General features: G+C 57.0%; 8 protein-coding genes and 1 riboswitch. Of the genes, 5 read left to right on the top strand and 3 right to left on the bottom strand.

All coding sequences use genetic code 11. The features are described 5' to 3' along the window. The coding region (locus BR04_RS11325; RefSeq protein WP_496356124.1) for an Rpn family recombination-promoting nuclease/putative transposase at positions 1-623 on the top strand (623 nt) is incomplete at its 5' end. Positions 624-784: 161 nt separating this feature from the next. Here the strand turns inward: BR04_RS11325 and ribB are convergent. Further along, positions 785-1,429: a 3,4-dihydroxy-2-butanone-4-phosphate synthase gene (gene ribB, locus BR04_RS11320; protein WP_496356123.1), complete on the bottom strand. Its 645-nt coding sequence runs from the start codon at positions 1,427-1,429 to the stop codon at positions 785-787. Between the two features lie 115 nt (positions 1,430-1,544). Beyond that, positions 1,545-1,696: riboswitch (FMN riboswitch) on the bottom strand. A 200-nt stretch (positions 1,697-1,896) separates the two neighbouring features. Here ribB and BR04_RS11315 point away from each other — a divergent pair. The 4 genes from BR04_RS11315 to BR04_RS11300 all read left to right on the top strand — a co-directional run bounded on the left by BR04_RS11315 (position 1,897) and on the right by BR04_RS11300 (position 9,565). Continuing rightward, positions 1,897-4,746, top strand: a complete 2,850-nt coding sequence (locus BR04_RS11315; protein ID WP_496356122.1) for a DEAD/DEAH box helicase — start codon at positions 1,897-1,899, stop codon at positions 4,744-4,746. 358 nt (positions 4,747-5,104) lie between these two features. Then, entirely contained in the window at positions 5,105-5,800 is a 696-nt protein-coding gene (gene grpE, locus BR04_RS11310) for a nucleotide exchange factor GrpE (RefSeq protein ID WP_496356121.1), read from the top strand. Positions 5,801-5,851: 51 nt separating this feature from the next. Next, the gene (gene dnaK, locus BR04_RS11305) at positions 5,852-7,762 is read left to right on the top strand and encodes a molecular chaperone DnaK (RefSeq protein ID WP_496356120.1); all 1,911 of its coding nucleotides are present in this window, start codon (positions 5,852-5,854) and stop codon (positions 7,760-7,762) included. Positions 7,763-7,972: 210 nt separating this feature from the next. Further along, positions 7,973-9,565: a class I adenylate-forming enzyme family protein gene (locus BR04_RS11300; protein ID WP_496356119.1), complete on the top strand. Its 1,593-nt coding sequence runs from the start codon at positions 7,973-7,975 to the stop codon at positions 9,563-9,565. 91 nt (positions 9,566-9,656) lie between these two features. Here the strand turns inward: BR04_RS11300 and BR04_RS11295 are convergent, their stop codons facing one another. Together BR04_RS11295 and BR04_RS11290 are read right to left on the bottom strand one after the other, a co-directional pair. Then, entirely contained in the window at positions 9,657-10,307 is a 651-nt protein-coding gene (locus BR04_RS11295; RefSeq protein ID WP_496356118.1) for a response regulator, read from the bottom strand. Further along, positions 10,283-11,779, bottom strand: a complete 1,497-nt coding sequence (locus tag BR04_RS11290) for a sensor histidine kinase (RefSeq protein ID WP_496356117.1) — start codon at positions 11,777-11,779, stop codon at positions 10,283-10,285. Before BR04_RS11290 ends, BR04_RS11295 begins: the two co-directional genes overlap by 25 nt. Positions 11,780-11,815: the final 36 nt, after the last annotated feature.

Genomic DNA, 11,815 nt, shown 5'->3' with positions numbered 1-11,815 from the left:
TCTGCATCAATATCCTCAATTTTGTGCTGGTGAAGGACACGGAGCGGTCTCACCTGTGCTTCATGCTTTGTGAAAAGGACAGCCCTGAGCTGATCCTTACGGATCACCTCAGCCTGCACTTTCTTGAACTGCCCAAGATCACGACTTATACTCTGGGAAAGGATCTTGACCGGTGGCTCTACTATTTGAAAAACGAAGGCCTGAACAGGGAGGATGACGCCATGAAAACCATTCTGCATGACAACCCCCAGCTTGCCAGCGCCCGTGAAAAATATGTGGCCTTTACCCGCGATGATGCACTCCGGGAAGCCTACGAATCCCGCATGAAATGGCAGCGGGATTATCTCTCGGGCATTGATTTCGCCAGAAAAGAGGGCCTGAAAAAGGGTCTGGATGAAGGCCTGAAAAAGGGTCTGGATGAAGGCCTGAAAAAGGGTCTGGATGAGGGCCTGAGGAAGCTTCGTGAAGAGAAGTTTCAGACCCTCATGGCCCTCCGTGACGCGCATATGGCTCCGGAGGACATTGCCAGGATCACAAGGCTTGGCCTGGAAAAGGTAAAGGCCATCCTTGCCGCAGGGGAAAAGGGGCTTGACCTGCTGACAGACGAAGACAGGGGGATCTGACCCCAGGGCAAAAAGCGTCAGAGGAGAAAAGGGCTGTCCGGCGTATTTTCCGGATCGGCCCCAGCAGTAAAAAGGGGCGTGAAACCGGTAGAGAGATCCGGCTTCACGCCCCTTGCCATGGGATCAGGCGGGAGTGTCTGTGCTGTTTTTTTCGGAGGGGGTCAGCAGGCCTGCTGCTGGCGCCAGGCCACAATATCGGCCACCGTGAGTACGGGAAGGTCGTGGGCTTCTCCAAAATCCATGATTTCCGGGAGCCTTGCCATGCTGCCGTCGGGCCGGGTCAGTTCACAGAGCACACCGCAGGGCTTTAAGCCTGCAAGGCGCATGAGATCCACGGTGGCTTCCGTATGGCCCCGGCGTTCCAGAACGCCGCCGGGTCGTGCTCTCAGGGGAAAAATATGGCCGGGCCGGTTCAGATCTTCCGGACAGGCATCCTCGGCAATGGCCGCAAGCACGGTTTTGACCCTGTCGCTGGCGGAAACACCTGTGGTGACACCTCTGGCCGCTTCAATGGAAACGGTGAAGGCGGTCTGATAGCGGCTGGAGTTGTCCTGCACCATGGCAGGAAGTTTCAGGGTCTGGATTTTTTCATCCGTCAGGCAGAGACAGACGATACCGCTGCACTCCCGGATGAGCATGGCCATCTGTGCGGTGGTGAGGGTCTCGGCGGGAAAAATGAGATCGCCTTCGTTTTCACGATCCTCATCATCGGTGACAAGGACGCCGTTTCCCCTTTGCAGGGAGGTGATGGCGTTCCGCATACGTTTTTCGGAATCACCAAAACGGGTGGACAGGTTCTGATTCATGGTAAAGCTCCTTGAGAAAAGAATTAGGGTACCAGAATCAGGGCACAGGTAAAGACAGCCGTCTGCACGCGCAGAACAGCCAACGCAGACAGGTGGGCCTGCGAGGGAAGGACTGTCCTATCCTCTTTCATCCGGACTGTGACCGTCGGCTCCGGCCTTGCACCGGATCTGCTGACCTCCCTGACCATTCAGGGAGCGCTCGCGGGCTCTCCGGCGTGAGGCCGGAATACCGCCGGTGGGGAGTTTCACCCCGCCCTGAGAATAAGCAGCCCAAACCAAGTCGTTTTTTTCCTCTCTGTCAAGGAAAAAGGTGGGAAAGATGCGGAAAAAGCCAGGACGGCATGGGGGACTGCCCTCCTTGTCCGTTTTAAAAGGCTTATCGCAAAGACCTTGCCTCGGGAAGAGGTGTGGCTTACCATGACCCGCCTTGGGATGCTGAATGAAGCGTGGAAAGAGGAGGGTCAGCCGTGAACCCGGACCAGGACATCGCCGCCTATCTGGAGGCCCTGAAAAACTATGATCCCATCAGAGACCGCGTGGTGGCACACCGGAAAATGCCGGGCCGGGAGGCCCGCTTTGCGTCCCTGGAACCGCCCCTTCCCGAAGCCCTGACCCGGATGCTGGAAAGGATGGGAATTCCAGGCCTTTACACCCATCAGGCCGAGGCCGTTTCCCGTATCCGGCAAAAACAGCACACCGTGGTGGCCACCCCCACGGCCAGCGGCAAAAGCCTCACCTATACCCTTCCGGTGCTGGAGCGTTTTCTCGCCCATCCCAGGGCAAAAGCCCTCTATCTTTTTCCCCTGAAAGCCCTGGCCCAGGATCAGAAGGAAACCCTGGAAGCCATGGTCATGCACATGGGAATGCTCAATCCGCCGGAGGTGGCCGTGTATGACGGGGACACCTCTTCCCACCACAGGGCGAAAATCCGTCGGTATCCCCCCGCCGTTCTCATCAGCAATCCGGAAATGCTGCACCTTGCCCTTCTGCCCTTCCATGAAAAATGGGCGGAATTTTTTGCAGGCCTTGAAACCGTTGTGGTGGATGAGGTGCATACCCTGAGGGGGGTGATGGGTTCCCACATGGCCTGGGTTTTCCGGAGGCTTCTCCGTATCTGCCGCCATTACGGGGCGAACCCCACCTTTATTTTCTGCTCCGCCACCATTGAGGCCCCCGAAGAGCTTGCCTCAAAACTCACGGGTCTGCCGGTCTGCTGTGTGACCGGCTCCGGGGCTGCTTCTCCGGACAAGCATTTTCTCCTGCTCGATGGCCTGGATGCGGGAAGCCGCATGGTGCTGGATCTCCTCCATGCGGCCCTGCACCGGGGATTTCGGACCCTGGTGTACTGCCAGAGCCGCAAGATGACGGAGCTGGTGGCCCTCTGGGCCAACGGGCTTTCCGGAACTTTCAGGGGCAGGATTGCCGCTTACCGTGCGGGCTTTCTGCCCGAAGACCGGCGGGAGATTGAAAAAAAAATGGGCTCTGGCGAGCTTCTGGCCGTGGTGTCCACATCGGCCTTAGAGATGGGCATTGATATCGGCGCTCTGGATCTCTGCATTCTGGTGGGCTATCCGGGTACGGTCATGGCCACCTGGCAGCGGGCGGGCCGGGTGGGCCGCAGGGATCGGGAGGCTGCTGTGCTGCTCATCGGCGGGGAGGATGCCCTGGACCGCTTCATGCTGCGCCATCCTGATGTGTTTTTTGCCATGCCGCCGGAAAGGGCGGTGATCCATCCGGCCAATCCCGTGATTGCAGGCCGGCATCTGGCCTGTAGCGCTGCGGAACTGCCCCTTTATCGTGAGGATCCCTTTCTCGATGAGGTGAGGCCCCTTCTGCCCCGCATCCTGAAACAGGGCGATGTGCTGGAAAGCGCTGAGGGGGCGCTGCTTCTGTCTCCTTTGAAGTATCCCCACAGGGGGGTGCATCTGCGGGGCGGGGGCAGTCCCCTTGTGATCATGGAAGGGGAGAGGATCATTGGGGAGTCCGATGTGTACCGCGCCCTGCGGGAGGCCCATCCCGGAGCGGTGTATATCCACGGTGGCCAGCATTACCTTGTGGAGGATCTGGATCTCACCAGAGGAAAGGTGGTGGTACGCAGGGAAAGGGTGCCCTACTTCACCCGCACGCGGGCCTTCAAGGAAACCCGGATTCTGGAGATCCTTGAAACCCGTCAGGTGGGGGGCTCTCGGGTGGGGTTCTGCCGTCTGGAGGTGACGGATCAGGTGACGGGATACGAAAAACGGCTGGTGAAGGGCCAGCGTTTTCTCGGGGTGGAGCCTCTGGAGCTGCCGCCCCAGTCCTTTGAAACCGAGGGCCTCTGGATCGAGATTCCCGAATCCGTGGAGAAACTGCTTGTGGAGGGAGAGATGCACTTCATGGGCGGTATTCATGCCCTGGAACATGCGGCCATCGGCATTCTGCCCCTTGTGGTCATGTGCGACAGAAACGATCTCGGCGGGATCTCCCAGCCCTTCCATCCCCAGGTGGGCCGGGGCTGTGTGTTCATCTATGATGGCGTGGCCGGGGGAATCGGTCTTTGCCGGGAGGCCTTTTTCAAGGCGGAAGTGCTTCTTTCCCGCACCCTGGATCTGGTGACGGGCTGCGCCTGTGAAAGCGGGTGCCCGGCCTGTGTGCATTCCCCCAAATGCGGTTCCGGCAACCGGCCCATAGACAAACAGGCCGCAGGTTTTCTGCTGAAGGCCCTCCTTGCCCCGTCTGTTCTCCCCCTGCCTCCCCTGCCTGAGCTTCCGGAACTCCGGGAGTCTGCCGCTGTTTTCGGGGGCCGGTATCTGGTTCTGGATCTGGAGACAAGGAAATCTGCGGAAGAGGTGGGGGGATGGCACAGGGCAGAGCGCATGGAGGTGAGCTGCGTTGTGGTGTATGACTCGGCTCTGGATGACTGCATCACCTTTCTTGCCGAAGACATGGAGGAGCTGATTTTTTTGCTGAAACAGGCTGACCTTGTGGTGGGTTTCAACATTCTCCGTTTTGATTACAGGGTGTTGAAGGGCTATACCGCCTTTGATTTTGCCTCCCTTCCCACCCTGGATCTTCTCGTCCGGGTTCAGGATCGGCTGGGGTATCGCCTTTCTCTCAACCATCTGGGCCAGGAGACTTTGGGTGCGGAAAAAAGTGCCGATGGTCTTCTGGCCCTGAAATGGTGGAAGGAGGGGAAGATCCGGGAGATCATCGCCTACTGCCGTCAGGATGTGCTGCTGACACGGGATCTGTACCGCCATGGTCTGGAAAAGGGCTATCTCCTGTTCCGGAACAAGGCCGGACACCGGGTACGGCTGCCCGTGGATTTCACCCCCTGAGCCCCTGCTTTTCATGGATGTCTTTTTCTTCTCCGTTTAAGTCGGATCTGGTTTTTTCCCTTTCTTGACAAGCTTTTTTTGGGCCTTATCTTCTTGCCAACTTCATCGGGGTCTGATGAAACATAAAAGGGAGTAAAACAGAAAGCGTATGGATTCTTAGGGCTTATATATAGTTTGTTCTCCGTTCTTCTGTATTAAAGTCAAAAAATGAAGGGACTTTTCTTCAAAGAAGAACGTGAATGGACAAACTTTTCATGGAGGGCATGCAGACCTTATTTCCCATGCCCTTTTTTGTGGGGAAAAATCCTGGGCCTGGCTACAGGTGCATCACTTAAGGAAAAGAGCGAGAGAAGGGGATATGGAAAAAAAGGCCGAAGCAAACGCCACAGAAGACACTACCGAAGCCCAGGTACCCCCTGCGGATACCGGGAACAATGGGAAGACGGAAACCCCGGGTATGCCTTCTTCGGAAGCCGCAGGAGAGGCTTGCTGTGAAACGGGAGCCGGGGCGATGTCACCAGAACCGGAAGTTGCACCGGATGCCATGAAAGTCCTTGAAGCCCGGCTTGCGGAAGCGGAAGCTGGTCTGAAAACCGCCAATGACCGCTACCTGCGGACGGTTGCGGAACTGGATAATTTCAAGAAAAGAACGGCGCGGGAAACCGAAGAATTCCGGAAATACGCCAATACGGCCCTGGTACAGAAGCTGCTCCCCTCCCTTGACAATATGGAAAGGGCCATGGATTCCGCAGGCAGTGCCGAGGCTGGCACAACGGTTATTCTGGACGGCCTGCGCATGACCCTTGCGGATATTCTCAAGGTTTTCGGGGAATTTCACGTCAAGGCCATAGATGCCGAAGGCAAGGTCTTTGATCCCGTTTATCATATGGCGGTCGCCCATGAGGAGACCGATGCAGCGGATCCGGATACCGTGATCCGCGTATTTCAGAAGGGCTATATCATGCACGACAGACTGATTCGTCCGGCCATGGTCTCAGTTGCCAAGGCCAGAACGGTTCCCGCCGAACAGGACGGAAACAGCGCAGCGGAATAAGGCGTTTCAGTCTGTGGGAACCGATTCGTATAAATAAGGAGAGAAAAGATTATGGGTAAGATTATCGGTATCGATCTCGGAACCACCAACTCTTGTGTGGCCATCATGGAAGCCGGAGAACCTAAGGTCATCGCCAACACCGAAGGCGGTCGCACCACCCCCTCCATCGTGGGGGTCACGGGTTCCGGAGAGCGCCTTGTGGGCCAGCCGGCCAAGCGTCAGGCCATTACCAACCCGGAAAACACCATTTTTGGCGTAAAACGCCTCATTGGTCGTAAATTCACTTCCGCTGCCGTGCAGAAGGACAAGACCGTTCTGCCCTACCACATTGAAGCTGCGGACAACGGGGATGTTCGGGTAAAGATTCAGGACAAGAAGGTCAGCCCTGCGGAAGTGTCTTCCTATATTCTGGCCTATATTAAAAAGGTGGCGGAAGACTATCTCGGAGAGCCGGTAACCGACGCGGTCATCACCGTTCCCGCCTATTTCGATGACAGCCAGCGTCAGGCGACGAAAGATGCGGGTACCATTGCAGGGCTTAATGTAAAACGCATCATCAACGAACCTACAGCCGCCTCCCTGGCCTATGGTCTGGACAAGAAATCCGATGAGAAGATCGCGGTTTTCGACCTGGGCGGCGGTACCTTTGACGTATCCGTTCTGGAGATCGGAGACGGGGTCTTTGAGGTGAAGGCCACCAACGGCGATACCCATCTCGGTGGTGAAGACTTTGACAACCGCATCATTGATTATCTGGCCGATACCTTCCGCAAGGAGCAGGGCATTGATCTGAGAAAGGACAAAATGGCCCTGCAGCGCCTCAAGGAAGCTGCGGAAAAGGCCAAGATCGAGCTGTCCTCTTCCATGGAAACGGAAGTGAACCTGCCCTTTATCACCGCAGATGCTTCAGGCCCCAAGCATCTCCAGGTCAAGCTTTCCCGCTCCAAGCTGGAGTCTCTGGTGGCAGACCTTCTCGATAAGCTGGAAGCTCCCTGTGTTCAGGCCATGAAGGATGCTGGGATTTCTGCGGCTAAAATTGATGAGGTGGTGCTGGTGGGCGGCATGACCCGTATGCCTGCGGTGCAGGAGCGGGTGAAGAAAATCTTCGGCAAAGAACCCCACAAGGGCGTGAATCCCGATGAGGTGGTGGCCATCGGTGCGGCCATTCAGGCGGGTGTGCTTCAGGGCGATGTGAAGGATGTGCTTCTTCTTGACGTTACCCCCCTTTCCCTGGGTATCGAGACCCTGGGCGGGGTCATGACCAGGCTCATTGAGCGCAACACCACCATCCCCACCAAGAAGAGCCAGGTCTTTTCCACGGCTGCGGACAACCAGCCTGCCGTGTCCATCCACGTGCTTCAGGGTGAGCGGGAGATGGCCAGAGACAACAAGACCCTTGGTAATTTTGAGTTGCGGGATCTTCCCCCGGCCCCCAGGGGCGTTCCCCAGATCGAGGTGGGATTCGACATTGATGCCAACGGCATTGTGCATGTGTCCGCCAAGGATCTCGGAACGGGTAAGGAGCAGTCCATCAAGATCACCTCGTCCAGCGGTCTTTCCAAGGATGACATTGAGCGTCTTGTGAAAGAGGCGGAGATGCATTCCGATGAAGACAAGAAGAGACGGGATCTGGTGGAAGCCAGAAACACGGCGGACAGCATGGTCTACCAGACGGAAAAATCCCTGAAGGACATGGGCGACAAGGTGGATGCGGAAACCCGTGCCGGTATCAGCGCCGCCATCGAAGACCTGAAAAAGGCCATGGAAGGGGAGAATACGGAGGACATCAAGGCCAGGACCGAGGCCCTGACCCAGGCCTCCCACAAGCTGGCTGAAGTCATGTATCAGCAGCAGGCGGCAGGCGCGGCAGGAAGCACTGAAGCCGGTGAAGAACCTTCCCGTCCCCAGGATGATGATGTGGTGGACGCGGATTTCGAAGAGGTCAAATCCGATAAAAAATAAGCCCATGGAAATGCATGGCATGTGTATGCGGCTTTAATGGCTGAAAAAATATCCGCTTTCCTGTACCCGGGAGGCGGATATTTTTATGCGGCATTTTCAATGCCTGTGCAAAACACCAAAAGTATTGATCTTCGGGTGGGTGCAGATTATCCTGCTCCATTACCCGGAACGGGCAACCTGTTTTTCAAAGGAAGGGAAAGAGAAGGTATCATGCAGCTGATTACGGAAATTCTTGCAGCAAACGCCCGGAACTTTCCGGATGGAATGGCCCTTGTGGAGCGGAGTCCTGAAGCCGGATCCCGCAGCAGCCTGACCTGGGCGGCTTTTTACCAGGAGAGTCTGCGCCTTTCCCGGGCTCTGCGCATGCGGGGCTATTCCAGGGGGGAAAAGGTGGTGCACCTCATGACCAACTGTCTGGAATGGCTTCCCTATTATTTTGGCATTCTGGAATCCGGTGCCTGGGCCGTGCCCCTGAATTTCCGTTTTCTGGCGGACAAAATTCTCCGCTGCACCCTTCAGGCCGAGGCCAAGGTGCTGATTTTCGGGCCGGAGTTTGTGGACAGAGTCCGGGTGGTCAAGCCGGAGCTGGATACGGTGGTGGAGCTGTATGTGTTTGTCGGGCCTGAGGAACAGAGGCCCCGTTTCGCCATGCCCATGGAAGCCCTGCTTGCGGAAGGGGACAGGGAAAAGGCGAAAAGTCTGAAACCTGTGCCCTTAGAGCCGGAGGACGAGGCGGCTCTGTATTTTACCTCCGGCACCACGGGAGATCCCAAGGGGGTGCTGCTCACCCATTTTAGTCTGGCCTTTGCCTGTGAGGTGGAACACCGGCACCATCAGCAGACGGCTGATGATATTTTTCTCTGCATTCCGCCCCTTTATCATACGGGCGCCAAGATGCACTGGTTTGGCTCCTTCAAGGTGGCGGCCCCTTCCGTGCTGCTGAAAGGGGTGTCTCCCCGCTGGATACTGGAGGCGGTGAGTGAGGAGAAGGCCAGCATTGTCTGGCTTCTCGTTCCCTGGGCCCATGATATTCTCCATGCCATCGAGTCCGGTGAGCTGAAGCTTGAGGACTATGATCTCTCCCGCTGGCGGCTCATGCACATTGGTGCCCAGCCCGTACCGCCCAGCCTGGTGCAGCGCTGGCGGAAAATCTTTTCCCATCACCAGTATGATACAAACTATGGTCTCACCGAGGCCACAGGCCCGGGATGCGTGCATCTCGGGCTGGAAAATACCCACAAGGTGGGCGCCATCGGGGTTCCGGGCTGGGGCTGGGAGTGCCGCATTGTGGATCGGAAAATGGAGGACGTGCCCTTCGGAGAGCCTGGGGAGCTTCTGGTTCGGGGCGGAGGCATGATGCGGGAATACTACAAAAATCCCAAGGAAACGGCCAAAGCCATCAAAAATGGCTGGCTCTGCACGGGAGATATCGCCCGCCAGGATCAGGATGGTTTTTACTGGCTCCTGGATCGGAAAAAAGATCTTGTCATCACCGGTGGGGAGAATGTCTATCCCGTGGAGGTGGAAAACTACCTGATCCGCCATGAGAAGATTCAGGATGTGGCTGTGATCGGAACGCCGGATGAGCGTCTGGGAGAGCTGGTCACTGCCGTGATCCAGCTTAAACCCGGTATGGAGATGGGCGAGGAGGAAGTGAAGTCCTATTGCCTGGGGATGCCCCGGTATCGCAGACCCCGGATTGTACACTTTGGAGACGTGCCACGGAATCCTACGGGTAAAATTGAAAAACCGCTTTTGCGCAAGCGGTATGCGGGGATTTACTCCAGCTTCAGGCGGGAGTGACGGCGTTTCAGGATTTATGGAAGGTGGATGCTGCCATGGGGGATTCCTGCCTGTGGCGGTATCTGTTTTTATCCCATGCCGGTCTGGTATTTCAGGGAAAGCGCCGTACCCAGGCGACCGCCTCCCGCATGAGTTCTCCGGAGTTCTGTACCTGGAGTTTTTTTTTGATGAGCTCCCTGTAACTTCCCACGGTTTTGACGCTGACCCCCAGCAGGTCGGCAATTTCCTTCCTCTGAAACCCCTTTCCCATCAGCTGAAACACTTCCAGTTCCCTGTCTGAAAGACTTTCCACCGGATGACTCGTGGGGTCGGCCTTGCGGCTCAGGCGTCCGACCATGCGGCTGACCATGGTATCGCTGGCGTAAATGCGGCCGGCAAGCACCTGACGGATGGCCTGGATGACCGTATCACTCATCTCCCCCTTCATGATGTAGCCCATGGCCCCCAGGCGGAAGGCCCGTTCCGCATAAAGGGATTCATCGTGCATGGACACGATGAGGGTGGGAAGACCCGGCCGGGTGGCCTGGATGTCCGCAAGCAGCTCCAGCCCGCTTTTGTCCTTCAGGGTGATGTCGATGATCACCATGTCGGGTTTGAGGGTAAGGATGGCGTTTTCTGCGGCGGTCACATCTTCGGCCTCTCCGCAGACGGTCATGTCCTTTTCTTCATTGATGAGCTGGGCCAGTCCCTTTCGGAACACGGGATGGTCATCGACAATCAGGATACGTGCGGGATACGGCATAGGATTTCCACTCCGGCTTTGGGATTGCGGTTACGGATTTCAAAGGTGGCCCCCATGCGTCTGGCTCTGTGGGCCATGATACCGAGGCCCATTCCCTGGGCAGGCAGGGGATGGGGCAGACCTTCCCCATTGTCCTGAATGCAGAGGGCAATGCCCTTTTCGTCATGGCTGAGGTGAATCCAGATCTGATCGGCCCGGCCATGGCGCAGGGCATTGCTGATGGCTTCCTGGGCAATGCGGTAGAGATTGACGGCGGTATTGTGATCCATCGCCATGTTCCGGGTGGCGGCCTCAAGGTGGCAGCGGGCCTTGAAAACGGTTTCAATCTGTTCGGCAAGCTGGGAAAGGGCGGCGGCCAGTCCGCCTGCATCCAGGTTGACGGGACAGAGTCCCTTGGCCATGTTCCGGGTTTTGGTTGTGGCGGATCGGATCAGATCCATGATTTCTCCGGCAAGGGGGGCACTGGGGTGTTCTGATGTCATAAGACGCTTATACAGCAGGGTGGTCATGGCTTCCACCCCCACCAGATGCTGGCCCAGATCATCATGGAGGTCATAGCCGATCTTGCGGCGTTCTTCCTCTCCGATGCGCAGGATTTCTTTTTCCAGCCGTTTCTGTTCCGTAATGTCGAGGATGGCGGTGAGCATACAGGGTTTGCCATCGAGATCCACAATGTCGGCAGAGAGGTTGCCGGTGCGGATATCCCCTGCGTGGGTGCGGTAGGCCATTTCCCGCTGGTGGAAGCGGCCATGGGCCAGCAGTTCCCGGGCAAGGCTCTTGAAGAGACCGGTATCCGGCCAGAAAGCCATTTCCCGGATTCTGGAACCGATAATGGCGGCTCTGGGATAGCCCGTCATTGTGATCAGGGTATCGTTCACATCCAGAATGCAGCCCGTATCCATGGTCGCGATCATCATGGCCACCGGGCTGGAATGAAAGGCCTTGGCAAATTTTTCCTCGGATTTTTTCAGGGCTTTCTCAGCCCTGCGCTGCTGGGTGATATCCAGAACCGATGCGATGCTCTGCTGGGTTCCGGGGATCATGGCCACGGTCATGGTGGCGATGAGATTTTCCCCCCTTTTGTTCCGCAGTCGGCACTCGTAAGTTCTGGGCGCGGCTTCGGGATCTGTCCGTCTCTGGTGATGGTAGAATTTCATGCGTTCCCGATCCTTCTCGTTTTCCACAAAAACCGTCCATACCTGACGCCCTTCCACCTCATCTTTTCTGAATCCCGCCAGTTTTTCAAATTCCGCATTCACCATGGCGATGGTGGCATCTTTTTCAATGAGGATGGTGGCCGTACCCGTGTTGGCAAAAACCGTCCGGTAGGTTTCCTCGGATTTGGAGAGGGCCTTCTGGGCCTTGCGCAGGGCGTCTGCATCGCCTTCAAGCTTGCGGATGCGGCGTTCCAGACGGGTTTTTTCTTTCCGGATGCGGACGGCCTGTCTGCGAAGGAGATGGGGGGGCAGCATGGCAGACTCCTTTAAGGCTGGGGACGAAGAAAATGG

The organism is Desulfobotulus sapovorans DSM 2055, assembly GCF_059569355.1.
Note: the sequence above shows the minus strand (reverse complement) of the source record. Positions and strands in the feature narration are given on the sequence as shown.

Bases quoted from the DNA above. Each gene is read 5' to 3' on its own strand.
- grpE (WP_496356121.1), top strand. From the start codon at position 5,105: ATGGAAAAAAAGGCCGAAGCAAACGCCACAGAAGACACTACCGAAGCC.
- BR04_RS11295 (WP_496356118.1), bottom strand. From the start codon at position 10,307: ATGCCGTATCCCGCACGTATCCTGATTGTCGATGACCATCCCGTGTTC.
- BR04_RS11300 (WP_496356119.1), top strand. From the start codon at position 7,973: ATGCAGCTGATTACGGAAATTCTTGCAGCAAACGCCCGGAACTTTCCG.
- BR04_RS11290 (WP_496356117.1), bottom strand. From the start codon at position 11,779: ATGCTGCCCCCCCATCTCCTTCGCAGACAGGCCGTCCGCATCCGGAAA.
- ribB (WP_496356123.1), bottom strand. From the start codon at position 1,429: ATGAATCAGAACCTGTCCACCCGTTTTGGTGATTCCGAAAAACGTATG.
- dnaK (WP_496356120.1), top strand. From the start codon at position 5,852: ATGGGTAAGATTATCGGTATCGATCTCGGAACCACCAACTCTTGTGTG.